At 44.9% G+C, this 24,767-nt stretch carries 21 protein-coding genes; 8 read left to right on the forward strand and 13 right to left on the reverse strand.

All coding sequences use genetic code 11. The features are described from left to right. Positions 1 to 22: 22 nt before the first annotated feature. The 7 genes from AC6R05_RS14570 to AC6R05_RS14600 form a co-directional block, all read right to left on the reverse strand. Positions 23 to 499: a DUF2947 domain-containing protein gene (locus AC6R05_RS14570; RefSeq protein ID WP_500647811.1), complete on the reverse strand. Its 477-nt coding sequence runs from the start codon at positions 497 to 499 to the stop codon at positions 23 to 25. A gap of 98 nt (positions 500 to 597) precedes the next feature. Then, positions 598 to 1,176 carry a ribosomal protein S5-alanine N-acetyltransferase gene (gene rimJ, locus AC6R05_RS14575; RefSeq protein ID WP_500647812.1) on the reverse strand — a complete coding sequence of 193 codons (579 nt, stop codon included), beginning with the start codon at positions 1,174 to 1,176 and terminating at the stop codon, positions 598 to 600. A gap of 9 nt (positions 1,177 to 1,185) precedes the next feature. After that, on the reverse strand, positions 1,186 to 2,730 hold the full coding sequence (tyrR, locus tag AC6R05_RS14580; RefSeq protein ID WP_032548752.1) for a transcriptional regulator TyrR: 1,545 nt from the start codon (positions 2,728 to 2,730) through the stop codon (positions 1,186 to 1,188). Positions 2,731 to 2,835: 105 nt separating this feature from the next. Next, complete coding sequence (locus AC6R05_RS14585; protein ID WP_500647813.1) at positions 2,836 to 3,888, reverse strand: YcjF family protein; 1,053 nt, start codon at positions 3,886 to 3,888, stop codon at positions 2,836 to 2,838. Between the two features lie 11 nt (positions 3,889 to 3,899). Beyond that, on the reverse strand, positions 3,900 to 5,273 hold the full coding sequence (locus tag AC6R05_RS14590) for a YcjX family GTP-binding protein (RefSeq protein ID WP_500647814.1): 1,374 nt from the start codon (positions 5,271 to 5,273) through the stop codon (positions 3,900 to 3,902). A 222-nt stretch (positions 5,274 to 5,495) separates the two neighbouring features. Beyond that, positions 5,496 to 5,681 carry a hypothetical protein gene (locus AC6R05_RS14595; protein WP_032548748.1) on the reverse strand — a complete coding sequence of 62 codons (186 nt, stop codon included), beginning with the start codon at positions 5,679 to 5,681 and terminating at the stop codon, positions 5,496 to 5,498. A 136-nt stretch (positions 5,682 to 5,817) separates the two neighbouring features. Continuing rightward, positions 5,818 to 7,332: a fumarate hydratase gene (locus AC6R05_RS14600; RefSeq protein ID WP_285467203.1), complete on the reverse strand. Its 1,515-nt coding sequence runs from the start codon at positions 7,330 to 7,332 to the stop codon at positions 5,818 to 5,820. A 267-nt stretch (positions 7,333 to 7,599) separates the two neighbouring features. Here AC6R05_RS14600 and pabB point away from each other — a divergent pair, with 267 nt between their 5' ends. Then, a complete protein-coding gene (gene pabB, locus AC6R05_RS14605) occupies positions 7,600 to 8,970 on the forward strand; it encodes an aminodeoxychorismate synthase component 1 (RefSeq protein ID WP_500647815.1) in 1,371 nt (456 codons plus the stop codon). Positions 8,971 to 9,100: 130 nt separating this feature from the next. On the opposite strand, the gene AC6R05_RS14610 is transcribed toward pabB, so the two are convergent. Beyond that, complete coding sequence (locus tag AC6R05_RS14610) at positions 9,101 to 10,816, reverse strand: ATP-binding protein (protein ID WP_500647816.1); 1,716 nt, start codon at positions 10,814 to 10,816, stop codon at positions 9,101 to 9,103. A gap of 4 nt (positions 10,817 to 10,820) precedes the next feature. Continuing rightward, positions 10,821 to 11,360 carry a heme NO-binding domain-containing protein gene (locus AC6R05_RS14615; RefSeq protein ID WP_032548743.1) on the reverse strand — a complete coding sequence of 180 codons (540 nt, stop codon included), beginning with the start codon at positions 11,358 to 11,360 and terminating at the stop codon, positions 10,821 to 10,823. Between the two features lie 293 nt (positions 11,361 to 11,653). On the opposite strand from AC6R05_RS14615, the gene AC6R05_RS14620 reads away from it, so the two are divergent. The 3 genes from AC6R05_RS14620 to AC6R05_RS14630 all read left to right on the forward strand — a co-directional run bounded on the left by AC6R05_RS14620 (position 11,654) and on the right by AC6R05_RS14630 (position 15,311). Beyond that, complete coding sequence (locus AC6R05_RS14620; RefSeq protein ID WP_500647817.1) at positions 11,654 to 12,253, forward strand: CoA pyrophosphatase; 600 nt, start codon at positions 11,654 to 11,656, stop codon at positions 12,251 to 12,253. 309 nt (positions 12,254 to 12,562) lie between these two features. Further along, the gene (locus tag AC6R05_RS14625; protein WP_500647818.1) at positions 12,563 to 13,816 is read left to right on the forward strand and encodes an aromatic amino acid transport family protein; all 1,254 of its coding nucleotides are present in this window, start codon (positions 12,563 to 12,565) and stop codon (positions 13,814 to 13,816) included. A 133-nt stretch (positions 13,817 to 13,949) separates the two neighbouring features. Beyond that, positions 13,950 to 15,311, forward strand: coding sequence for an L-serine ammonia-lyase (locus AC6R05_RS14630; protein ID WP_150894305.1), 1,362 nt, complete (start codon positions 13,950 to 13,952; stop codon positions 15,309 to 15,311). Between the two features lie 94 nt (positions 15,312 to 15,405). Here AC6R05_RS14630 and AC6R05_RS14635 read toward each other — a convergent pair whose 3' ends face one another. After that, the gene (locus tag AC6R05_RS14635; protein WP_032548738.1) at positions 15,406 to 16,560 is read right to left on the reverse strand and encodes an amino acid permease; all 1,155 of its coding nucleotides are present in this window, start codon (positions 16,558 to 16,560) and stop codon (positions 15,406 to 15,408) included. Positions 16,561 to 16,647: 87 nt separating this feature from the next. After that, positions 16,648 to 16,821, reverse strand: coding sequence for a hypothetical protein (locus AC6R05_RS14640; protein ID WP_160168781.1), 174 nt, complete (start codon positions 16,819 to 16,821; stop codon positions 16,648 to 16,650). Between the two features lie 524 nt (positions 16,822 to 17,345). On the opposite strand from AC6R05_RS14640, the gene AC6R05_RS14645 reads away from it, so the two are divergent. Further along, positions 17,346 to 18,968, forward strand: a complete 1,623-nt coding sequence (locus AC6R05_RS14645; protein WP_500647819.1) for a methyl-accepting chemotaxis protein — start codon at positions 17,346 to 17,348, stop codon at positions 18,966 to 18,968. A 266-nt stretch (positions 18,969 to 19,234) separates the two neighbouring features. Further along, positions 19,235 to 20,635 (forward strand): asparagine--tRNA ligase, encoded by a 1,401-nt coding sequence (gene asnS / locus AC6R05_RS14650; protein ID WP_500647820.1) that lies wholly within the window; start codon positions 19,235 to 19,237, stop codon positions 20,633 to 20,635. Between the two features lie 96 nt (positions 20,636 to 20,731). Here asnS and AC6R05_RS14655 read toward each other — a convergent pair whose 3' ends face one another. Both AC6R05_RS14655 and AC6R05_RS14660 read right to left on the reverse strand, forming a co-directional pair. Further along, positions 20,732 to 20,938, reverse strand: a complete 207-nt coding sequence (locus tag AC6R05_RS14655; RefSeq protein WP_500647821.1) for a hypothetical protein — start codon at positions 20,936 to 20,938, stop codon at positions 20,732 to 20,734. A 106-nt stretch (positions 20,939 to 21,044) separates the two neighbouring features. After that, a complete protein-coding gene (locus AC6R05_RS14660; RefSeq protein WP_500647822.1) occupies positions 21,045 to 22,451 on the reverse strand; it encodes an aminotransferase-like domain-containing protein in 1,407 nt (468 codons plus the stop codon). Positions 22,452 to 22,662: 211 nt separating this feature from the next. On the opposite strand from AC6R05_RS14660, the gene AC6R05_RS14665 reads away from it, so the two are divergent. Together AC6R05_RS14665 and AC6R05_RS14670 are read left to right on the forward strand one after the other, a co-directional pair. Then, on the forward strand, positions 22,663 to 22,962 hold the full coding sequence (locus AC6R05_RS14665) for a hypothetical protein (protein WP_032548730.1): 300 nt from the start codon (positions 22,663 to 22,665) through the stop codon (positions 22,960 to 22,962). A 238-nt stretch (positions 22,963 to 23,200) separates the two neighbouring features. Next, positions 23,201 to 24,703 (forward strand): HD-GYP domain-containing protein, encoded by a 1,503-nt coding sequence (locus tag AC6R05_RS14670; protein ID WP_500647823.1) that lies wholly within the window; start codon positions 23,201 to 23,203, stop codon positions 24,701 to 24,703. Positions 24,704 to 24,767 lie beyond the last annotated feature (64 nt).

Genomic DNA, 24,767 nt, shown 5'->3' on the forward strand with positions numbered 1-24,767 from the left:
ACGCCAAAAGCATACCGAGATATTACTCTGCGCGATTACCGATCTTCACTGTACCATTGGTTGCAAACCATAGTGCTTGTGAGCGACGACGTCCGAGTAAAATTGGGCCATCATCGTAAAACAAAAAGTTCTTCCAATGCTTCTTAAATACCGACCATTTAGTTTCAAGAATATTGTACTTTTCATAGCAAAAATAAACAGTTACGTCATCTTGCCAGTCAATGAAGTCTAAGATCTCTTGTGGCATATCTGGTTCGTCAGCTTCCCAGTTTTCCATCCAGCTGATCTCTTGCTCCCAGTTAGATGCTTTGCTTGGCCAGTCTTGCGAGCTCAGTCTATCTGCGTCTGGGCTCTGTGGGCTTACATTCTCTTTCCAGAACTGAGAAGCACGCGCCTGTGTCATAGGTTTGATCTTTTCTAAGTCTTCAGCAGGCAATGGCATTGACTGATGAGTGAAAATCCATTTTCTTTGGTATTCGTCCAAAGTTGTATATGACATCAAATTTCCTTAACTTTTAAAAAGCCTTGTTCAATCGGCTTGATATTTTTACTACCGAGCTTAAACACTCAGCAAATTTTAATTCTAGATCATCGCGATCATTTATCTTCCCAATTCGGGTTGATCAATGAAGTGAGGACATGATCTCGCCACTGGCCGTCGATCAAAAGGTAGTCTTTAGCAAACCCTTCTTTCTCGAAGCCTAAATGCTTTAATACCGCCGCACTTCTTTCATTGTGTGGGATATACCCAGCCATGATGCGATGAATCTTCTGCACTTCGAACATGTAGTCCAAAGCCATGCGAAGCGCTTTACGCATGTAACCATTGCCCTGCGCATCTTTCGCAAGGGAATAACCCAGGTTACACGCATGAAATGGGAATCGAGATAGATTACTGAACGAGACGGTGCCTAACATTTCGTTAGTCTCTGCGTTGATAATCAAGCAGTAGTAAGCCAACCCCATTTTGTGCAGCTCATTTAACTTAATTAGACGCTGAGCCCAACCAGTGCGTTCGAAAAACGCCTCTTCACGAGTGGGTTCCCACGGCTTTAAGTGCTCACGGTTGGCTTGAAAATAACCACTGATCAAAGACGCATCGTCTATTTCTGCAGTACGCACAATCAGATTTCCTGAGCGTTTATACAGACGCTCAGGAGTACTTCTATCTTCCATCAAACGTCCCTAATTCTTGCGAATACCATAGTCTCGAAGCTTGTTAGCAATCGAGGTATGAGACACATTCAATCGCTTAGCGAGTTTGCGGCTAGATGGGAAAGACTGATAAAGCTTCTCTAAGATTTGCGATTCGTAGTCTTTCATTATCTCATCCAGTGAACCGTCTAGGCTAAGGTTAGCCATTCCAGAGTTCATGGTTTCTAGCTGAGGTAAGTGGAACTGCTCGACCGCTAAAGTATCGCCTTCTAACTCAGTCAGTGCGCGAAGCACCATGTTATCGAGCTGACGGATATTACCCGGCCACTGATAATTGCCAAGCTGCTCAACCAGTTCTGCAGTGAGCTTAGGTTTCAGCATACCGAGTTGCTGCGCGTACTTAGCCACAAAAAGCTCAAGCAGCGGCGCAACGTCATTCGAGCGCTCTCTCAGTGCTGGAATCGACAGCGTCAGTACATTTAAGCGGTAGAAAAGGTCTTCACGGAACGAACCAGAGTCAGCCAGTTCAGACAGTTTGTGGCGCGTTGAAGCGATAATGCGCACATCGGCATGCATCTCTTCTTCTTCACCAACACGTCTAAAGCTGCCGTCTTGTAGGAAGCGCAACAGTTTAATCTGCAGGTGTGGGCTCATCTCACCGATTTCATCGAGGAAAACCGTACCGCCATTCGCTTGCTCAAAGATACCTTTATGACCCTGCTCATGGTTAAACGAACCCGGAGCGTGACCAAACAGTTCGGTTTCCGCAACATCATCTGGCATTGAGGCACAACTCAACACAAGGAAAGGCGATGAAGAGCGATGAGAGCGGTTATGACACGCTTTCGCTAGCATCTCTTTACCTGTGCCCGTATCACCTTCAATAAGTAGCGGTTGGTCAAGCATCGCCAGTTTCTTAGCTTGGCTGATCAGCGCTTTATGACGGTTAGAGACACCGACAAAATGCTCGAAGCCTAAGTTGTTCTGCTCTGACAAAGAGTCTTGTTGCGCTTGGTCTTGTTGGCACGAACGAATGGTCATTACGCCACTGGCCAATACTGGCTCATTGACGTCACCACCAAGGTAGACAGGAAGGATCTCGATAGAGAAGTCTAAACCATCCAAAACCACGACTTCACGATGGCGTTTTACGTCACCCTCAATCCAACGACTGAAGTTAAAGTTAGGGACAAAAGTAGAGATTGGCTCACCCACGACCTCTTTCTCTGTCTTACCAAACAGATTAAGCGCAGCATGGTTAACCATGTCTACTGACCCTTTAAGGTCGATTGAGATAACCGGATCAGGGAGGTTTGCAAGTAGTGCAATCAGCTCTGTGTTATGCCTTTCGCTTGGCATAAACTGAATTTTTCGGACGTCCTTTACACCAGAAATTCGACGAATTTCAGCCATAAGTTCACTAAAAGCATCAAAATCGATATCTGGGCAATTCAGATAGATAATGCCTTTAACATCAATCTCGATACCACGCAGATCGATGCTTTTGGTTGCTAAAATATCAAGCAGCTCACGGGTTAAACCGAGTCTGTCTTCACACAATACTTCAAGACGCACAAGTATTCCTATTCAAGGTGTCAGGATAAGTTGACAGTAGTGTGAATTAAGGCCTCTATTCAGTCAAGAAGAAGAGTAAACAGATGTTTACTCTTCTCTCAATAATTACTTGATTGCGATACGTTTCAGCTCGTGTACCACGGCTTTTCGCATATGCGATAACTTCACTTTACGATCTTGATGCCAAGGCATTGGTCGCAACAGTGCCATCGCTTTTAATCCTAAGCGTGCAGTCAGTATACCGACACCTAAGCCTTGACCCGCTCTTGCTGATACTTTACCCGCTAAGTCCATAGAAACGAGATCCATGCTTGCATCGATAGCCAGTTCACTCGCGCCTGCAGCCGCCATGTTCACCAATACTAGTTTGAACAATTTCAAACGCGACCAGTAACCTAGCTCGATACCATAAACATCAGCCAGTTTGTCAATCATGGTGAAATTACGCCAAGCCACCAGCAACATATCAGCTGCGGCTAGCGGACTCACTGCAACAAGAGCTGCTGATTCTGTTGAGTATCGTGTAACAAGATTAGTAGCAATCTTATCTTGTTGCGACACTACAATCGCATCATACATATCTAGCACTTCGGCATCGCTGTGCGCTGGGTTAATGCTGTTCTTCCATTTATCGAACGCTGGCGACTCAGCAATAATACCGCCTTGCTTGGCGATATCTTCACAGAAGGCTTTACCCTTGCTGACACTGTCGCTTTTCAGTAGTGCTTCACTCTGCTCTTGTACACTGAAATGGTTTCGCAATGAACGCAGTTTCCACAACTCTTTACCCATAGCACCAAGACCGAGCGACGCGATGGCCGCCATAAAGCCAGCCCAGCCAAGTGATAGCCAGTCCGCCGTTTGGATAGCGGTGACAACACTATCGATAGCTTGCCAGCCCACTAAGCCTGCAAAAGCCGTTAGTAGACCTGAAGCCAGCCATTTACGACCACGACTTGGACGGATGACCTGCTCTAGCTGTTTCTCTGGCTCGCCCTGCTGTTCGTTGTCTTGCTCTACAGCGGCAGGAACAAACTTCTCTTGCTGTTCAAATACAGTTTGCGCATTCAGCTCTGGCGTATCTTGACGTTTTTCTTCATCGGCAAACTCACTATTCAGTGGTTGGTCGAAGACTTGTTTGGTTTTCAATTCATTCATTCTTTAACCCCCTACTTCAGTTTATCGCCAATAAGATATTCAAGTGCTTTGTCCATTCTCACATGCTGACAAGGTTCATCAGAATGCTGAGGCATCGGCCTGAAGCTAGTGAAATCGAAGCTATTCTGTTGCCAATAATCTTTGTGCGGCAACTTCTTCGGTACTTCACCTGGATACATGGTTTGTGGCTGTCCATCCAATGTCGTGCCTTGCAGCGCTGGCTGGCTGCTCGAGCCTGAGGCGATGAAGCCTGCACTGGTCGCTTGAATCGACGCGATACTCATGCAGCTCATTTCAATATGCTCAAAGGCCGCTTGCTGCCAAGCTGGATGAACCATCTGCTGTAGCAAAGACACGAGGTTTGGATGCTGATCCGGTGTTATATGATCGGCTTTAGTCGCTGCAAATAGGATCTTGTCGATCTTCGGTGCAAACAGACGACGCAGAATATTGCTACGCCCATATTTAAAGCTCTTTAGTAACTGCTCCAGTGCGCCGCGCATGTCCATGAAAGAGTCATGGCCAGCATTTAGAGGCTGTAAGCAGTCGACCAATACGATTTGGCGGTCAAATGTAGCGAAGTGGTTCTTGTAAAACGCCTTCACCACTTTCTGTTGGTACTCTTCATAGCGCGCTTTCAGAACTGCATAATTGCTCTGTTTGCCATATTTTTCAGCTGGCTCAAGGCATGGGAAGAACTGAAGCACAGGTGCACCTTCTAATTCACCCGGCAAGACAAATCGACCCGGTTGAACCCAGTGCAAACCTTGCTCTTTACAGCCATGCAGGTATTGAGTGTATGTATCTGCGATCTCTGCTAAGCGCTTTTCGTCCGCATCTGCAAGCAGATCCAGTTCACTCGCTTGCTCTTTCCATACTTGTGCCAATTCAGCACGTTGACCTTTCAGCGCGGCAAACTGAGACTGGCTCCAGGTATCAAAATCCATATCCAGTAGCGGCAAGTCCAGTAGCCACTCTCCCGGATAGTCAATAATATCGAGATACAAGGTGCTATTTTTACTGAGAAGCTTTTTCGCGCCACTCGCTGGCTTATATTTGAGTGCCAAGCGAATCTCACTCACATCACGCGTTGGCACTGGCCAAAATGGTGGCTCTGCGTGCAGCGCATCCATCGCCTCATCATAAGAGAAGCGTGGAATCATCATGTTGTGCTGAGGGATACGTTTTGCGCCAATCAAGCGTCCATCTCGCGCCGCAGTAAATAGGGGCAAATTGTTGTGCGTTGAAGTATGCAGCAGTTGATTCACTAAGGAAGTGATAAAGGCGGTTTTACCAGCGCGCGATAGGCCAGTTACCGCAACTCTAATATGAGAATCCGTTCCTCGACTGATAAAGTCACTCACTTCTTGTGTTATTTTTTTCATTCGAACGACTCCGTTATACTTGGCTCGCATGCTTGTCTGCACACGAGCGTATTTCAAAAACAGGGGATAAGAAAGAGAAGTAAATGAAAGCATCCGTCCTGTTTATGCGAGGTATTATCTAATATCGTTTCTTAATGCTAGATGAATAAAAGCCCCTGATTATCGTTATAATCAGGGGCTTTTGGCAATTTGTCTTTCTTGCATTTGAGGAACGTTTGACGACTAATCGTCTTCTATCAACTTATAGATAACAAATAGCGCAATCTCTGCAATCAACCACAATGCACATGTAATTGTGACGTATTTATTATCGAAAATGCTAATCCCTTTCAAGATCAGATCATAACCAACAAAACCACCAATCACCACGGCTAAAATAATCTGGAGGATCTGAATAAAACGAGGCATCCGTTTCTCCTATATTCTTATATCAAACTATGTGTTTATCACTATATCATTGATAATAAGACAAAAGTGCAGGACTTGCTGCACTTTTGTCGTTTTCGAGTAAAAAACCTAGACCTTTTACCCTAATCGCTTGCAATTACTGCTCAGCTTCAGCGATTTTAACCTTCCAAGTATCAGGGCCGATTTGGTGGGCGTTTGCGCCCGTTGAATCAACCGCAACTGTTACTGGCATGTCTTCAACTTCAAACTCGTAAATCGCTTCCATACCAAGATCTTCAAACGCAACAACGCGAGCTTTCTTGATTGCTTTTGCAACTAGGTAAGCAGCGCCACCTACAGCCATCAAGTAAACCGCTTTGTGCTCTTTGATTGATTCAACCGTTGCAGGACCACGTTCCGCTTTACCGATCATACCCATGATACCCGTTTCGTTTAACATCATGTCAGTGAACTTATCCATGCGTGTTGAAGTTGTTGGGCCAGCAGGACCTACCGCTTCATCGCCCACTGCATCAACCGGACCTACGTAGTAGATAAACTTACCTTTGAAATCGACGCCTTCAGGTAGACCTTCACCGCTTTCAAGCATGCCTTGAATACGCTTATGCGCAGCATCACGGCCAGTAAGGATTTTGCCTGATAGAAGAACCGTTTCACCCGTCTTCCACTCTTGAACGTCTTCTTTAGTGACTTCATCAAGGTTAACACGACGTGTATTCGCGCCCGCTTCCCAAGTGATGTCTGGCCACTCTTCTAGCTTAGGTGGCGTTAGCTCTGCTGGGCCGTTACCGTCTAGCGTGAAGTGTACGTGACGCGTCGCTGCACAGTTAGGGATTAAACATACTGGCTTAGACGCCGCGTGTGTTGGCGCAGTTTTAATTTTCACGTCAACAACGGTAGTTAGACCACCAAGACCTTGTGCACCAATACCTAGCTTGTTTACGCGGTTGAAGATGTCTAGACGAAGCTCTTCTTCTGCGTTCTCAGGGCCTTTTTCGATAAGCTCTTGGATATCGATGTGCTCCATTAGAGACTCTTTCGCCAGTACCGCCGCTTTTTCAGCCGTACCACCGATACCTATCCCTAGCATGCCCGGTGGACACCAACCTGCACCCATAGTTGGTAGTGTCTTCTCTACCCATTCTGCAATGTCATCAGAAGGGTTAAGCATGACCATCTTAGTTTTGTTTTCGCTGCCACCGCCTTTCGCCGCGATTTGGATTTCAACCTTGTTGCCTGGAACCATATTAATGTGAACAACCGCTGGTGTGTTGTCTTTGGTATTAATACGCTTACCTGCTGGGTCCATTAGCACAGATGCACGCAGTGGGTTATCTGGGTTGTTGTAAGCTTGACGAACGCCTTCATCAACCATCTCTTGAACTGTTAGGTCTGTTTCCCATTTCACATCCATACCGATGTTGACGAAACAGGTTACGATACCCGTATCTTGACAAATTGGACGATGACCTTCTGCCGACATACGAGAGTTAATCAGAATCTGAGCGATCGCATCTTTTGCTGCTTGGCTCTCTTCTTTCTCATAGGCTTTTTCTAGGGCTTGGACAAAGTCTAAAGGGTGGTAATAAGAAATGTACTGAAGTGCGTCAGCGACACTGCTGATCACATCTTGCTTACGAATAACCGTCATTGCATGCCTCTTTATTGTTCTAGTTCCATGTTGGGCTCATGGCTCTATGGGTGTTTAGCTTATTATAATGTTGAGCTTAATTTAGTTGCTTTAACACTCGCCTATCTGAGCCGTTAAATAACCAAGATAGTCGCCTGCTTCGCTTTGCACTAAACCCCTTGTTTTGAACTGTGTGAATCAGGAGCCCATTTTAATTTCAATTTATGATACTCTTGCTTCCTCTCACACGCCATGCAGTGATCGAACTCTTTGTCACAAATTAAACAAATGAATAACAACGAACTCCAGTCTATCCAAATCAAGCCGCTCGATTATCAATCAACTTTAGCTAAACAGCTGTTTTCAGGTATAGAAACCCTACCGTGGGCAATGCTATTACGCTCAGCTTCAGAAAGCCATGTTGATAGTCGTTTTGACATTTTGGTTGCTCAACCGGTCGCCACATTCGAGACAATCGGTCAAAAAACCACGATAAATGTTAATGAAAATCGTATCGTTTCAGAGAACGATCCATTTGAGTTGCTGCATCAGTATCAACAGGAATTAATCCCCGATCTTGATTGTGAACATGACCTGCCGTTTGTTGGTGGTGCATTGGGTTATTTCAGCTACGATTTGGGACGTCGTGTAGAGACGTTACCAGAGCTGGCTGAACATGATATCAAAGCACCAGATATGGCTGTTGGCCTGTATGATTGGGCTGTTATTGTTGACCATAAACTCAAGACAGCGTGTGTAGTTGGTTTAAATGTTGAAGCGCGACTGGCATGGCTTCAGGATCATAGCCCTGTCTCTCATACTTCATTTAGCTTAACCACTGAATGGCAATCGAATATGAGTCAGGATAGCTACAGCAATAAGTTCGATTCTGTTCAAGAGTACCTATTATCTGGTGACTGCTATCAAATTAACTTGGCGCAGCGCTTTAATGCTCAGTACCAAGGCTCAGAGTGGCAAGCGTATGAAAAGCTTGAGCAATACAACAGCGCGCCGTTCTCTGGTTTTATTCGCCTTGAAGAATGCGTCATTTTAAGTGTTTCTCCAGAGCGCTTCCTTGAGCTTAAAGACAACACAATTGAGACCAAACCAATCAAAGGTACCCGCCCTCGCTCTGAAGAAGCTCTAGCCGATGCTGAATACGCGAACGATTTAGCTAATGCAGAGAAAGACCAAGCAGAGAACCTAATGATTGTTGACCTGCTGCGCAATGACATTGGTCGCGTCGCAAAACCGGGAACAGTACACGTTCCGAAACTGTTTGATATCGAAAGCTTCCCTGCGGTGCATCACCTAGTGAGCACCATTCGTGCTGATCTCGATGAACAATACAACGCCGCTGACTTATTAAGAGCGTGCTTCCCTGGAGGCTCCATTACTGGTGCACCGAAAGTAAGAGCAATGCAGATCATTGAAGAGTTAGAGCCGCATAGACGCTCTGCTTATTGTGGCAGTATTGGTTATATCAGTCGCCATGGTCGTATGGATACTAGTATCACGATTCGAACCTTGGTTGCTGAGGACCAAACACTTTACGCATGGGCCGGTGGCGGCGTAGTTGCAGACAGTGATTGCCAATCTGAATATCAAGAGACACTAGACAAGCTCAGTAGAATCCTGCCTGTGCTTGCTCAAGACTAATCAAAAGCCAAACGCAGTGTTCTAGATGTGCTAACAAAATAAAAAACCAGAAGTCCGAGCTTCTGGTTTTTTATTTGAGTCACGCTAACAAAGTATGCAAGCTATTATCTTAATACGCTTTCCGCTGTACCTATTGAGTAACTGGGTTTACTCCCCACTTCTTAAGCATCTCTTTTAGATCATTGGCCGTATAAGGCTTGCTGAGGATGTCGTCCATACCACACTCGATGCAGCGCTCACGTTCCTCTAAAGTCGTGCCCGCAGTCAATGCCACAATCGATTTGGTGTAGCCTTTCGCACGAAGCTTCTCGGTCGCCTCAAAGCCATCCATTATTGGCATTCGACAATCCATGAATACCACGTCGTATTCATTGGCACTGGCAAGCTCAAAGCCTTCTACGCCATTGTTAGCTATGGCTGGCTCAATCTCATGCTTGCGCAACATCTGCTGAATAATGATTTGATTCATCTTGATGTCGTCTACCACCAGCACTTTTAATAGTGATAAACCTGTATCGGAAACGATGCTCTCTTTTACTTTCTCTTCGTAGTGAGACGTTTCTACTACGATGAGAGGTAGTGCGATGGTGAATGTGGTCCCAACACCTTGCTCACTTTTTACCGAGATATGGCCGTTCATCAGGCTCACTAATTTACGGCATATCGCAAGGCCTAAGCCGGTGCCTTCATAGTTTCGACTACTGGATCGGTCAGCTTGAGTGAACGGGTCGAACAAAGTATTGATTGCGGCTTCGGCGATACCTACCCCGGTATCTTCCACAGCAAAAACGAATTGCCCATCTTTCCAGCTCACATCGACTCGGACGTAACCCTCTTCAGTGAACTTAATGGCATTGCCGATCAAATTCACGAACAACTGAGTGATTCGCTCCAAGTCACCATTAAAGTAGGCTGGAACCTGCTTGCCTATTGAAATCGTAAAGTCGAGCTGCTTCTCCGTCGCACGGTTGATGAAAATGCTCTCTATGGTGTTTTTCAGATCACGCAACGCAAATGTTTTTGGAATCAGTTCCAGCATACCTGCGTTGATTTTACTGTAGTCGAGCAAATCATTGATGATAGTTCTGAGGAATTCACCAGACTGGCTGAGGTTGTTAATGATTTCACGTTGCGGCTCAGTCAGTTCTGTATCGCTAATCAGCTCTGCACTTCCCAACAATCCATTAAGCGGCGTTCGAAGTTCATGGTTAATCATCGCAACAAAGTCGCGTGTCGAACGTTCGGACTCTTCAGCTCGGCGTCTTGATTCGATGTTACGATTGATAGCCAGTTGATGGGTAATGGCACTACAGATAAGATCCGTTACTAGCATCAGTTGGCTTTGGATGAAGTCGCCATCTTGATCACCGAGGTTTACCTTTACTAGCAGCGAACCAATAATAACCTTCTCTACCTCAAGCGGAATCACCAACACATCACCTTGCCACATCAACTCTTGAGTATCCAGATCCACTCCACCGAGCGCAGCATCCCCATAGTCATTGGTTTTTAGTTCAGGCAGCAATTTTGGTGGCAGCACTAAACGGCTAGCTTCAATTAGATAACTGTTAGTGATGTTGGTGGTTAACTCTTGGAGCATAACGTCGTCTAGGTCGCTGCGTAAAAACGCTCGACCAAAGTCGATCAACAAGTTATCTATCTGCTCTTGGAATTCGATCCGACGTATATTGGCGTTGGAGCGCTTTTCAAGCTGACGTAGCGCCAGCTCAAGCTGTTGGTTTGCTTCAAAGAGTTCTAGGCTTTTCTGCTCTAGTAACCTTTCCGCTTCTTTTCGTGCTGCAACTTGTCGTTTAAGCTTACGCTCAATGGCCGACTCTGAACTCATACTGCTATTCTACCCTCAAGTTGAAACGAACAACGCTTTGGTCTTCATTTTGAGGAATCATCTCTATAGCGATAGATTCGTTGTGATACTCCGCGCACCCCTCAATTAATCCTAGGCAAACATGTGACATGCAGCGGGCACTTTTATAATCGAACACCAGTTGTGCTTCTTCCGTCGTTAAGAATGTAAACTGAGGAGGCTCAGCATCTGGGTAGAGCTTCTTCACTTCTACGTGAATATAACGCTCTACATGCTGGATGAACTGAAAGGTGGTATTGCTGTGGGTGAGACTGGCTTTATCAGGCAGAGAGTCGAGTAAGTTCTTGAATACAGACTGCCCGAATACGCGCTGCAGACTGGCGGCATCAATGTCAGTTTTTTTGCTGAGATTGATAATGAGTTTAACTAGGTCTTTGTGATCATAGCTGCCAACCGAGGTATAGATACCTTCGTCGTCAGACATTTCAAGCACTTCCTCAAGAAGGTCAAGACCAAACTTATCTTCAACAAGCTCTAAGAATTCGGTAAATATGATTCCTTTCATTGCATACCTTCATTTTTTAGTTTTTAGAATTATCACGCCGCTGCAGTTGCCGAGTCCGCTGGTCGCTATAGTATCTAAGTAGCTATGGTCTCTAGGTCGTTATGAGTACTAGATTGCTAAGTACTTAACAGCCCAATGAAAACTTACAATATAGGCGGTGGTTTCTATCAATATAGCAAATATGCAACGCTTCGCATCTCTTCATTCCTAAAACTGTCGAGTGTTGCCGATTGGTGTTGGGCCAGAAGTTGTGCTTATACTTATTAGCATAATAATCAATACATTGGCTCAATATGGACAAACAGAACTTCTTACAGCAATTTCAACTTAACCCGATTGTGGGCTATCACCCAGAATCCATTGAACGTGTGGCACAGATTCGTGATGAAGATCTACGCCAAGCCGCTGTCGTTGTCGGATTAGTAGAACGTGAAAATGGACTTAACGTAATTTTTACTAAACGAGCTGCACATCTGAAACATCACCCCGGACAAGTGAGCTTTCCCGGCGGAAAATACGAACAAAGCGACCCGACATTGCAACATACCGCACTTAGAGAGCTACAAGAAGAGATCGGTATTGTTAAAGAGCAGGTCAAAGTGATAGGCCAGCTTCCCGCTCTGAATACCATCAGTAAATTTTCAGTAACGCCGATTGTTGCACTGATTGATTCCGACTACGAGCCCAAAATAGACCGTAATGAAGTGGACTCAATTTTTGAAGTTCCTGCCGAATATGTGTTCGACCAAGCCAACTTACATAGTCATTTAGTGGATTTTAAAAAGGTCAAGCATCGCGTCTTCGCAATGCCGTTCAAAGACCAGCTGATCTGGGGTGTAACGGCACAAATCGTACAATCAATGCAGCAGCACGTACTGAAACAAGTTACATAAAATGAAGGTTTCAGTTATTTTTTATTAACAAACGCTCAAAATTCCATGGAACAGATTTATTAATACGTTTTTACGCAAACGGTTACCTTGTATAAATCTAAAACAGCCCACCCTTCAGATAAGAAAAACTAATATCAGGCATGAGCAAAAATCACCTGTAGCACGCCAAAATCGTGATCACAAAACCGTTTTTCGCCTATCATATAACAAGCCGTTTCATTACATGATTTAGATCTATTTTTTGCCGAAGAAAATTCTGCAAAATTAGCCCCGACTTATTTCCTGTTCCCAAAAAATGAGTAATTTAACATGAATACAACAACTTCTTCGGCAAATGCCGTAAAAGACTCGAGCAAGTTTACTTATAAAGATTTTACTTGGTGTCTTTCTCTGTTCGGTACAGCAGTAGGTGCTGGCGTACTATTCCTTCCAATCAAAGCTGGTGCGGGTGGTTTTTGGCCATTAGTTATCCTAGCTCTAATCGCAGCACCAATGACTTGGTTTGCACATAAATCTCTAGCACGTTTTGTACTGTCTGCAAAAAATCCTGAAGCAGATATCACTGATACAGTAGAAGAACACTTTGGTAAGACTGGCGCGAACCTTATTACTTTCGCTTACTTTTTCGCTATCTACCCAATCGTTCTAATTTACGGTGTTGGTATCACAAACACTGTGGACTCTTTCCTTGTAAACCAAATGGGTATGGAATCTATTCCACGTCCTCTTCTTTCTGGTGCACTTATCCTAGCTATGACTGCTGGTGTTGTATTCGGTAAAGAGCTAATGCTGAAAGCAACTTCAGCGATGGTTTACCCACTAGTATTCATCCTACTAGCACTGTCTTTCTACCTAGTTCCTGATTGGAACACATCTATGATGGACGTAAGCCCAGAATGGTCTGCTATGCCTTCTATCATCTGGCTAGCAATTCCAATCATCGTGTTCTCTTTCAACCACAGCCCAATCATTTCTCAGTTCTCTAAAGAGCAACGTCGTGTACACGGTGAAAACGCAGTTAAGAAGACTGACGCTATCACTGGTGGCGCAGCAATGATGCTGATGGGTTTTGTAATGTTCTTCGTATTCTCTGTTGTACTTTCTCTATCTCCAGAGCAACTAGCAACAGCGCAAGCGCAAAACATCTCTGTACTTTCTTACCTAGCTAACGTTCACGAGTCTCCACTTATCTCTTACATGGGTCCTCTAGTAGCGTTCGCAGCAATCACTTCTAGCTACTTCGGTCACTTCCTGGGTGCACACGAAGGTCTAGTAGGTCTAATCAAATCTCGCTCTAACACTCAAGTAAGCAAGATTGAAAAAGTCTCTCTAGCGTTCATCGTTGTGACTACTTGGATTGTTGCGGTAGTTAACCCAAGCATCCTAGGTATGATTGAAACAATGGGTGCTCCAATGATTGCAGCTATCCTGTTCCTAATGCCTGTATTCGCGATGAACAAAGTACCAGCAATGGCTAAGTACAAAACTTCAGCACCTGTACAAATCTTTACAGCTTTATGTGGTCTAGCGGCTATTAGTTCTGTAATCTACGGCGCTCTTTAATCTCAGCACCATTACACTGACGCACATGAGTGAAGTATTACTCATTGAGCAAGCTGAGCATTAAAACCAAATATAATGATAATAAATGAGCCTCCCTACTCCCCTTGGGAGGCTCTCTTTTGAGGTAATCACTATGATTAGTGTTTTTGATATCTATAAAATCGGTGTTGGTCCATCGAGCTCACACACGGTTGGACCAATGAAAGCGGGTAAAGAGTTTATTGATGATCTTCGTTCAATGGGAAAATTGCGCGACATCACTAAAATCACCGTGGACGTATATGGATCACTATCACTGACAGGGAAAGGTCACCACACAGATATCGCTATCATCATGGGTCTTGCTGGCAACACCCCTGAGAAAGTAGACATCGATTCTATTCCGGGCTTTATCGCTCGCGTAGAAGAAACTGAGCGCCTTCCTGTTGGCATGCACTGTCACACAGTATCGTTCCCGAAAGACGGTGGTATGAACTTCCATACTACTAACCTTGAGCTACACGAAAACGGCATGACTATCCACGCTTGGATCGATGACGAAAAAGCGTACTCAAAGACTTATTATTCTATTGGTGGTGGCTTCATCGTTGACGAAGAGAACTTCGGCAAAGAAGAAGAGAACCCAATCAAATCGCCTTACGAATTCACAACCGCTGAAGAGCTAGTGAACCAGTGTAAAGAGAGCGGCCTTTCTATCAGCACACTTGTGATGAAGAACCAGGCAGCCCTTCACTCTGATGAAGAATCTCGCACTTACTTCGCGAACATCTGGAAAACGATGCGTGAATGTATGGATCGCGGCATGAACACTGAAGGTATCCTGCCTGGTCCACTACGTGTACCTCGTCGTGCTGCGGCACTTCGCCAACAGCTGATGACTTCAGAGAAAACAACTAACGATCCAATGTCGGTTGTTGACTGGGTAAACATGTTCGCTTTCGCTGTTAACGAAGAGAACGCAGCTGGCGGTCGCGTTGTTACAGCACCAACAAACGGCGCATGTGGCATCATCCCTGCTGTACTGGCTTACTACGACAAGTTCATCCAAACAGTAACAGAGAAAGACTACATCCGTTACTTCGCGGCTTCTGGCGCGATCGGTGGTCTTTACAAGCGTAACGCTTCTATCTCTGGTGCAGAGGTTGGCTGTCAGGGTGAAGTTGGTGTGGCATGTTCTATGGCAGCTGCAGGTCTTGCAGAGCTTATGGGTGGTAGCCCAGAGCAAGTATGTATGGCTGCGGAAATCGCGATGGAGCACAACCTAGGTCTAACATGTGACCCAGTTGCTGGCCAAGTACAAGTACCATGTATCGAGCGTAACGGTATCGCTGCAGTGAAAGCGATCAACTCGACTCGTATGGCACTGCGTCGTTCTTCTGCTCCTACTGTATCTCTAGATAAAGTTATCGAGACTATGCTAGAGACGGGTAAGGACATGAACGCAAAATACCGTGAGACATCTCAAGGTGGTCTAGCAATCAAAGTGGTTTGCTAATTAGCACTCACATTTAATTTGCTTATAAAGAAAAGGAACGCCGAGGCGTTCCTTTTTTGTATCTATTATTTTAATGCTTATGGCTAACGTCGAATTAAATCACTTGAGAGATAATCAAGAAGCAACCAAACAGCAGAGAAAATAGCATCATCACGCTACCACCTTCCGCTGAGTATCTATCCTCAGCCACTTTCATAAATCGCTGCTTGTGCACCATCACTAGTGGGATAAACACAGCAAGGAACACCAAGATAATACCTGCGTAGTTCAATACCTGTAGGAACTTGTCTGCTGCCAGCAATGAACCTGTAAGAGGCAGAATAAAGCTAATTACGTAAGTTACCGCAGTGTTCTGGTTAAACATGTCTCGGTTTTGGTTAAACAGAGCCATTGCTACGCCAAAGAAAGAGGTCAATAGTGCCAAGCCAGTGAAGGTCGACAGGATATTACCAATCCAAGGTGACTTAGTCTCAAACGCGGCCATCAAGTCTGACACGTTATGGAAGCTTCTAAATTGCTCTTCGCTTAGGTTACCCACTACAGCAAATAACCAACATAGGTAACAGACAAGTGGAATCAAGGAACCGACAATCACCATGTTGCGTAGTTGCTTGTCTGTCGCTTCTTGGTTGTAAGAAACCAGCGTAGGAATCACCACCATGAAACCAAAACTGGTAAACAAGATCGCACTGGTTTTAATTAGCGCGACGTGATCATGACTCGTTACTTGCGTCAGGTTTTCTTGTGTCATACCAGGAGCAAGGAACGTCATCGTAATCACAAGGCTTGCTAACATCACAAAGAATAGCGCTCGGTTGAGCTTATCAATCACACCTGTACCACACGCAACCACTGCACCCGCGATCAAGGTAAATGCAATCTGACCTGTCGTCGCACTGATATTAATGCCAAGGCTTGCAAGTAGTTGGCTCAGAAGATCGCCAGCACCTAGGATGTACGCCATCAATAAGCAGATTAACAAAGCATAAAGCAGGCCATTAGTAATGAGCTGACCTTGTTTGCCCAGAGTTTTACGCGCGATTGAGTTCAAACCAAGGCCGCCACCAGCCTTGATTGTCGCTTCAAGAAGTAGAAGCGCCGCATAAGTAGTACCGAAGCAGATCAGTACCATCAAAAGTGAACCGTATAGCAATCCAAATTGAGCAAGAACCATTGGAATTGCAAGCATACCAGCACCCAGAGCGGTACCAGCGATAATTAGGGAGCTCCCTATCATTTTAATATTCATTGTCTTTAACTTATTTGTTTAGTTTTTAATAGGTGTACTTCTCTGTCATCAATCAAGATGCAAAGAAAATTCGAAAGAAGTTAAGCTTTAAAACGAATATCGATAGGAGCGATAAGCGGAGTTAAATCGCGAGAAGGCAGTAGAAAGCGAGCTGTGATAAAAGCGAGATTGTAGAGAAAGAGAGGCAACTGAAGAGTTCTGTTGCTGATGTGGTGAACCTTCTGTCGGTTCGATGATTGGTGATGTGATTTTGAATTTCATCTATGTGTCCAAATTAATCACATTCCGTGTTATTACAAGCAGCGATCCTTTACTGCCTTCCTCAAGTATTGAGGTAAATTCATCTTAACGAAAGACACCTGAAAAACAACGGCACAACCTTATTTTCTGCTATTTTTTGTTCGTTTGTCTGTAATTTAAACAATCAGAGTTAAAAAACATCACATATATTCTAAATTGCTCATTCAAACGATCCTATTTGCCACATTTATCTAAAGATCTTAACTCATATTTACATGTTATTTTCATTTTCAATCTCACACCCATCACTATAGATAGATGCGTCAATTAAAAACCCCATTAGTTGAAAGAAGATCAAAATATGACGCTAAGTGCGCTGTTTTTATGACGTTTTGACGCCAATTTTCCATCACAAAGCTGCTACATCACAGAAACATAACCACAATCGGAGTATGGTCACACAATTACCCCTTTATGGTAGGTACCGCATAACTTTGCCGCTACAGTATGCTCGTCATTATAATTAATAAAAATATGTGTTCGGTATGCGCTCAACAATAACGTTTAAAATACTGGTAGCACTGGCCGTAGTTTTCTCCCTACTCCTCGCTATCTCTACATACTTTCAATACACGCAGCAGAAGCAACTTGTAAACTCAGTTTTGAGTGAGCAACTGCACGATAAAGCCAGTAACTATTTCGATAGCCTCAACATGATGATGCTGACAGGCACCATGTCGCAAAAAGAGACGCTACGTCATAAAGCATTGGCGCAAGAAGGCATCGAAGACGTTCGCGTGCTTAGAGCAGACACTGTCAGCAAACTTTATGGTCCTGGCAGTGCTGATCAACAACCGAAAGACGACATCGATAAACGTGCGCTCGCCGGTGAAACGGTCATTGAACCTTTCAGCGCAGATTGGGGTAAAGGACTGGTCATCGCCTTACCAATGAAATCGAGTGAGAATTACCGCGGCACCAATTGTGTGTCTTGTCACATGGCACCGGAAGGCGAAGTGCTCGGCGCGATTCGCCTTGAGTACAACTTGAGCCATGTTAATGACCTCATCCATACTCAAACTGTGACTGCCATTGCCATCATGGCTGTGATCTCTTTTGTTGGCTTTGCTCTGACCATGGGGCTTATCCGCAAGATCATTGTCCGCCCTCTACAGCAAACCGCTCGTTTCATGACACGCGTCAGCGACGACAAAAACCTATCTGAAAGATTGCCAATTGAGCGTAATGACGAAATTGGTTCGCTATCAGCAGCGATCAACTCTTTCATGAAAACCGTCTCGAACAGTTTAGGTCAAGTACAAGACACCTCACATAAATTGAATTCGTCAGCAAACCAGTTAACGAGTGTTGCCCATATTACTGAGACAGCCGCCAGCGATCAGCAAAGCGAGACAGCCGAAGTGCAGAGCAATATTGAAGGGATTCAAGCGCAACAAGTAAGTGCTGAACAAGCCACTGTGACAGCTTCGAACCTTATCAACCATACCGCTGACGTCGCGTTCAAGAGCGCAAACCAAGCTCACGATGCAAGCAATGAGATTAAGAACCTAGTGACCAGCATCGAAGAAGTGAAAGATAAGATTTCTTCTCTCAATCAACAAACCGGTGAAGTGTCTTCTATCTTGACCGTGATTCATGGAATTGCTGAACAAACCAACCTATTGGCGCTCAATGCGGCGATTGAAGCAGCACGTGCTGGGGAACAAGGCCGCGGGTTTGCGGTGGTTGCCGATGAAGTTCGCCACCTAGCCTCTCGCACGGCAGAAGCCACTGGCAACATCGAGTCAATCATCAATCAATTCCAGCAAGGTAGTGAGCAATCTCTACAATCTGCCGATCATGTATGTGCTCAGGCTTACCAAAGCTCGACCGATATCGACGCGCTAGCTGAAGAGATGAATGGCGTTGTTGAGGAGATGAAGCAGGTATTAGCACACGCTCAAGATATTCAGCATCAAACTCAATCCACCACGCACGCAACGAAAGATGTGCAGAATAAGATTGAAGCGATCACATCTCATGCGAATAACACCTCACAATCGGCAGCAAGTACTCGTGACATCAGTAACGACCTTGAAGAGCTGTCCGACCACCTAGAGAGCTTGATCAACCAATTTACCCTTTCTAATAAACAACAAGGAAGCTAATCACGCTTCTTCATATCTGCAACAAGGCCGACTAATAGAGTAAAAAGTCGGCCTTTAAAGAAAAATAAGTCCATATAGGAAATATTTCTTTCTTCAACTAACAATAAAGGTTGAAGCTCTCTGTGTGACAGGTAATATGTTCCATTGATTTAAAAAGTTTATACAACTCAATGTTTCGATTGTTTTTTGTTCAAGTATCAGAAAATTAAAACTATCGTGATTTAGCATTGGGTTGAATTTGTCCCTCAATGGAGAATGAAACCAACATGACTTACGCGCCTGTAAAAGACGTACTTGGCGGCAAGCTAGCGGTAGACAGTGAAGTAACTGTTCGCGGCTGGATCCGTTCACGTCGTGATTCCAAAGCTGGAATCTCTTTCCTTGCCATTTATGACGGCTCTTGTTTCGACCCGATTCAGGCCGTGGTCCCTAATAATCTTAATAATTACGAAGACGAAGTACTAAAGCTAACTACAGGCTGCTCTGTTGAAGTAACTGGTAAGATTGTTGAGTCTCCTGCGAAAGGTCAAGACTTCGAACTTGCTGCAACTGACGTTAAAGTTGTTGGTTGGGTTGAAGACGCAGAAACTTACCCAATGGCGAAGACTCGTCACTCAATCGAATACCTTCGTGAAGTAGCGCACCTACGTCCACGTACTAACGTAATCGGTGCTGTTGCGCGTGTTCGTAACTGCCTATCTCAAGCAATCCATCGCTTCTACCACGAGCGGGGTTTCTTCTGGGTATCTGCTCCACTGATCACAGCTTCTGATGCAGAAGGTGCTGGTGAGATGTTCCGCGTTTCTACGCTAGACATGGAAAACCTACCTCGCACTGAGAAAGGCGATGTTGATTACAACGAAGATTTCTTCGGCAAAGAGACATTCCTAACGGTATCTGGTCAGCTAAACGCAGAAGCTTACGCTTGTGCACTAAGCAAGGTTTACACGTTCGGTCCTACGTTCCGTGCTGAAAACTCAAACACAAGCCGCCACCTAGCTGAGTTCTGGATGGTTGAGCCTGAAGTTGCATTCGCTGACCTAGAAGACGTTGCTAAGCTGTCTGAAGACATGCTTAAGTTCGTGTTCAAAGCAGTACTTGAAGAGTGCCGTGATGACCTTGAGTTCTTCGCTCAACGCATCGACAAAGAGGCAATCACTCGTCTAGAGCAGTTTGTTTCTTCTGACTTCGCACAAGTTGACTACACTGACGCAATCCAGATTCTTCTAGATTCAGGTCGTGAGTTCGAATTCCCAGTTGAATGGGGTATCGACATGTCTTCTGAGCACGAGCGTTACCTAGCTGAAGAGCACTTCAAAGCACCAGTAATCGTGAAGAACTACCCGAAAGACATCAAAGCATTCTACATGCGTGCGAACGATGACGGTAAGACTGTTGCGGCAATGGACGTATTAGCACCTGGCATCGGTGAAATCATCGGTGGTTCTCAGCGTGAAGAGCGTCTAGACATCCTAGACGAGCGTATGCGTGAAGTAGGTATCGACCCAGAACACATGAGCTGGTACCGCGACCTACGTAAATACGGCACAGTGCCACACGCTGGTTTCGGCCTAGGTTTTGAGCGTCTAGTATCTTACGTTACAGGCATGGGCAACGTACGTGACGTTATCCCATTCCCACGTACTCCTCGCTCTGCGAACTTCTAATTCCGCACTACGCTGAATTAAAAGAAAGAAAACAAAAACCTCCGCAATTGCGGAGGTTTTTTTATGCCTAAGACACAGAGAATACATTACGCTTATTTAGCTTTGATCTTGTTTTTCTGCGTAACGAATCGCCAGTGCACAGATACCAAATAGAACAAATGGAATAGCAGCTGTGGTGTATTCAGTCCATGCCATATCAGCAAATGCTTTTGCCAACAACACATGGCCGAAAATCAACAGTACCGCACATACAATAGCGACTAGGATAAGTTTGATTTCATTTCCAGCAGGTGATTTCAACATAACGGTTTCTCCAATATTTGGTCTACCGTTATTCAAACACAGATTATCTTGTTGAAAGGCGTACAGTTATGCCTGATTCAAGGCGTACAGTTTTTAATGTTGAGGTTTATGACTGACGCAACAGTTGGTGAGCGAGCTGGCCCACCGTTTTCAACGCAGAACGGCGCTCTTGAGTCAGCTCATGAGAGAAGTTAAGTCGAATCGCGTGAGAGACCATATCACTCTCGCTGAACAGGTCACCCGAAGCGATACTAATCCCCTTCTCCATTGCTTGTTTATACAGCTTATGGCTGTCGAATGACTCAGGGAAACGAATCCAAATAAAGTAGCCACCCTGCGGCTCTTCTAGTTCAATTGATTTAGGGAAATACTCTGTTACTGCCTCGATAAACTCTTGCTTCCTCGATTGTAGGTGCTTACGTAGTTTACGCAGGTGATTATCGTAGCTTTCATGAGTAAGGAAATGTGCCACGCCCAACTGTACCGGAGCACTGCTCGATAGCGTGGATAGAAGTTGCTGTTTTTGGATTTGGTTATGATAACGAGCATTGACTACCCAGCCCACTCGATAGCCGGGACACAAACTCTTCGAATAAGAACCACACAGCAACACAGAGTCGTTGGTATCGTAGGCTTTAAGCGGCTTAGGTTTCTCCCCATCATAATAGAGGTCAGCATAAACATCATCTTCGATGATCAAAGCTTGATGTTCACGAGCGATCGCCACTACTTCTTTTTTGCTCTTGTCTGACAAGCAAGTTCCGGTTGGATTTTGGAATGTTGTCATCAACCAACACGCTTTGACATCATGATCAATCAACGCTTGTTTAAACGCAGTGATGTTCAATCCATCCTTAGGGCAAACCTCTACCTCTACTGCGTTCAATCCGAGCCTCTCGACCGCTTGCAGCGCACCATAAAACGCAGGCGCTTCTATAACTACTGTGTCACCCGGTTTAGTCACCGTTTGTAGGCTAAGATTTAGGGCTTCCATAGCGCCAGACGTGATCACGATATCTTGATGACTAACGACAATCCCTTGCTGTAGATAACGCTGGGCGATTTGACGCCTTAAAGATTCACTCCCGGGAGGAAGGTTGTTAATAACACTCGCCCCCGTCATCTTGCGCCCTGCACTAGCGAGGTTTCTTGTCAAAACAGGAAGTGGGAACAGGTCCGGGTCAGGGAAAGCAGAACCAAACGGCACCACGCCTTCAGCAGAGCTAGAGGTTAGAAAGTCGAACAACCTATCGTTGATCGCACGTTTGGGTTCTGTTACTTCAGGTAACGTCACCAAGCTCTCGATTTTAGGTGCCACAAAGTAGCCAGATTGGGGTTTGGCAATGATCCATCCTTCGCTCTCTAACAGTTGGTACGCCTGAAGAACCGTACTGTTACTGACCTTATAGTTACGGCAGCTCATACGAACAGACGGGATCTTCTCGCCAGATCGCCAAGTATTGTTGGCTATCTGTGTGCGAATATCCTTTGCCAGCTCTTCGTAACGTGCCATAAGTTGTACTACCTAAAGAATCAATAAACCCAATACTCTAGCATTAACATGGGCTTAGATTGTAGCTATCCCACTGATTCAGCGTCATTTATATAATTGTGTGAAAAACTTCACAGAACTAATGAGCTGCTCTGCTAACTTTGATGCATAGCGAGATATTCATATCGCTCTAAACTTATACAGATGTTCACAATAATAATGCGAGACCATAATGAAAAAGATAGAAGCAGAACACTTAGAGTACAAAGGTGAATCAAATGGTGTCCACAGTTGGACAGCGCCAAGTGGACAACCTTACTACTGGCACCCAGATTGGCTGCACATTGCTGAAGACGCAACCGGCTCACATCCAAAAGAGAAGCTTGATGTTGTTGATGACCAACCAGCTACTCAAAAACATGCCGTATCGGCCATTCTAAAACACATCAACCAGTGGGCAGCGGACAAGCTAGCTTCACACCCAGAAATCGAAGCGGGTTCGGTTGAAGCAGAAATTCACCTTAAGAAATGACGCCTCCATGGTTCACTGACTATTAGAGAAGTCAGTGAACCCAATTTCCTCTACCCATAACAACTCCCAGACAAACGCTACACTTAACAATTCTATAAAAGCTTTCACTTAGTTATATCAATTGCTCTTTCTCACCGATAGAATTATCAAAATCCATACAGAAGAAATATTTTTTAGCCTGTCTCGTTCTACTAATAAGTCATTGGAAGCAGACTAGGATAATAACAAGGATTAATTGATGGATTCTTCACACCACAATACCAATCTAACCGCCAAGTTGTACGTTCTCGCCGGTGTTCTTTTTGGGACATATGGCAGTCGAGTTTGTCCGATGTTAGAAACATTAACGGCTATGGAAACGATCACTCACGTCAGTATAGTGTTTGCTATTCTGTTTGTTATTCGTTTTTTCATTGCACCTCGTTGGTCTGTTTACCAACAAGGGCAATACATCAAACTAGATACGAGTCTATTTTTCGCGATTAGTATCCCACTCGCGACCTATTACAACCTAAGTTACGAGTTTCCCCTAGATAGCAACCTAAAGGTTTTATTCGGGTTGGCTCTATTTGGATTCTTTACGGGTAGCATTCTAGAGCTCGACTCCAAGCTCAAGCAGATGGATACCTACCATGAACAAGGTGTCAGCAACGTTCAACTTAATGGTGTTCGCCAATCTTTGGTTAAGCAACTGATAGGCTTGGTGATGGTACTGCTAACATCATTGACCCTGATGCTAAGTATGGTCGCAATCAAAGACGTATTTTGGCTCGAACACAATCCAGACCGCATCTTAGACGGTACGGGCAAAATCAGCATAATGAAAGAGTTTGCTTACTTATCCTTGGTTTTAGGTGGTTATGCCGTGGTGATCATGACGATGTGGAGCAAACTAATTAAGAAAATTCTGTTAAGTCATGAATGCGCACTGGTTGAAGTAACCAAGGGGAACATTCAATCTCGTCTACCTGTCTTCAATCACGATGAGCTGGGCTCGATGGCGTCATTGACCAATAACATGCTTGATAGCCTGCAATCCGTTCAGCAAGAGGTCAAAACCACCCGTGACGTGGCAATCGTCAGCTTGTCTGCCCTAGCCGAATCTCGTGACAACGAAACAGGTGCACATATTCTACGCACGCAGGAGTACGTAAAAGCATTGGCGGAGCAAATGAGCCTATCACCAAAACACTCATCATTGCTCACACCTGAGTACATTGAACTGCTCTACAAATCGGCACCACTGCATGATGTCGGCAAAGTAGGTGTTCCTGACAATGTGCTGCTCAAGCCAGGTAAATTGACAGATGAAGAGTTCGACATCATGAAAAAGCACCCAGAGATTGGTGCTGAGGCGCTGTCTATTGCCGAAGGTCAACTGGGTAGTAGCTCATTCCTGAGAGTAGCTAAAGAGATATCACTGACTCACCATGAAAAGTGGAACGGTCAAGGTTATCCGAATCAACTGGCGGGTGAAGACATTCCGTTGTCTGGTCGCTTAATGGCGTTGGCTGATGTATACGACGCCTTGATATCGAAACGTGTATACAAACCCGCTTTTAGCCACGATAAAGCCAAAGAGATCATTATTGAAGGTAAAGGTCAGCACTTTGACCCTGAGGTTGTAGAAGCTTTCTTGGCGGTAGAACATCAATTTGTCGAGATTGCCGCAACACACAAAGATGGCAAACACGACATCAGTGAACTCGAACGAGAAAACCTGACTTTACAGCCTACGTAGCTGATATAAAACTCGCTAACTTCTTACACCCTATTGGTTTATCCGTAGGGTGTTTTATTAGATA

The sequence above is a fragment of the Vibrio sp. R11-SG3-ISO9 genome, from assembly GCF_059834255.1.

Bases quoted from the DNA above. Each gene is read 5' to 3' on its own strand.
- AC6R05_RS14670 (WP_500647823.1), top strand. From the start codon at position 23,201: ATGGATTCTTCACACCACAATACCAATCTAACCGCCAAGTTGTACGTT.
- rimJ (WP_500647812.1), bottom strand. From the start codon at position 1,176: ATGGAAGATAGAAGTACTCCTGAGCGTCTGTATAAACGCTCAGGAAAT.
- AC6R05_RS14620 (WP_500647817.1), top strand. From the start codon at position 11,654: ATGGACAAACAGAACTTCTTACAGCAATTTCAACTTAACCCGATTGTG.
- AC6R05_RS14640 (WP_160168781.1), bottom strand. From the start codon at position 16,821: ATGAAATTCAAAATCACATCACCAATCATCGAACCGACAGAAGGTTCA.
- AC6R05_RS14610 (WP_500647816.1), bottom strand. From the start codon at position 10,816: ATGAGTTCAGAGTCGGCCATTGAGCGTAAGCTTAAACGACAAGTTGCA.
- AC6R05_RS14585 (WP_500647813.1), bottom strand. From the start codon at position 3,888: ATGAATGAATTGAAAACCAAACAAGTCTTCGACCAACCACTGAATAGT.
- AC6R05_RS14660 (WP_500647822.1), bottom strand. From the start codon at position 22,451: ATGGCACGTTACGAAGAGCTGGCAAAGGATATTCGCACACAGATAGCC.
- AC6R05_RS14590 (WP_500647814.1), bottom strand. From the start codon at position 5,273: ATGAAAAAAATAACACAAGAAGTGAGTGACTTTATCAGTCGAGGAACG.
- asnS (WP_500647820.1), top strand. From the start codon at position 19,235: ATGACTTACGCGCCTGTAAAAGACGTACTTGGCGGCAAGCTAGCGGTA.
- AC6R05_RS14615 (WP_032548743.1), bottom strand. From the start codon at position 11,360: ATGAAAGGAATCATATTTACCGAATTCTTAGAGCTTGTTGAAGATAAG.
- AC6R05_RS14635 (WP_032548738.1), bottom strand. From the start codon at position 16,560: ATGAATATTAAAATGATAGGGAGCTCCCTAATTATCGCTGGTACCGCT.
- AC6R05_RS14600 (WP_285467203.1), bottom strand. From the start codon at position 7,332: ATGACGGTTATTCGTAAGCAAGATGTGATCAGCAGTGTCGCTGACGCA.
- AC6R05_RS14570 (WP_500647811.1), bottom strand. From the start codon at position 499: ATGTCATATACAACTTTGGACGAATACCAAAGAAAATGGATTTTCACT.
- pabB (WP_500647815.1), top strand. From the start codon at position 7,600: ATGAATAACAACGAACTCCAGTCTATCCAAATCAAGCCGCTCGATTAT.
- AC6R05_RS14595 (WP_032548748.1), bottom strand. From the start codon at position 5,681: ATGCCTCGTTTTATTCAGATCCTCCAGATTATTTTAGCCGTGGTGATT.
- AC6R05_RS14625 (WP_500647818.1), top strand. From the start codon at position 12,563: ATGAATACAACAACTTCTTCGGCAAATGCCGTAAAAGACTCGAGCAAG.
- AC6R05_RS14665 (WP_032548730.1), top strand. From the start codon at position 22,663: ATGAAAAAGATAGAAGCAGAACACTTAGAGTACAAAGGTGAATCAAAT.
- AC6R05_RS14645 (WP_500647819.1), top strand. From the start codon at position 17,346: ATGCGCTCAACAATAACGTTTAAAATACTGGTAGCACTGGCCGTAGTT.
- AC6R05_RS14655 (WP_500647821.1), bottom strand. From the start codon at position 20,938: ATGTTGAAATCACCTGCTGGAAATGAAATCAAACTTATCCTAGTCGCT.
- AC6R05_RS14630 (WP_150894305.1), top strand. From the start codon at position 13,950: ATGATTAGTGTTTTTGATATCTATAAAATCGGTGTTGGTCCATCGAGC.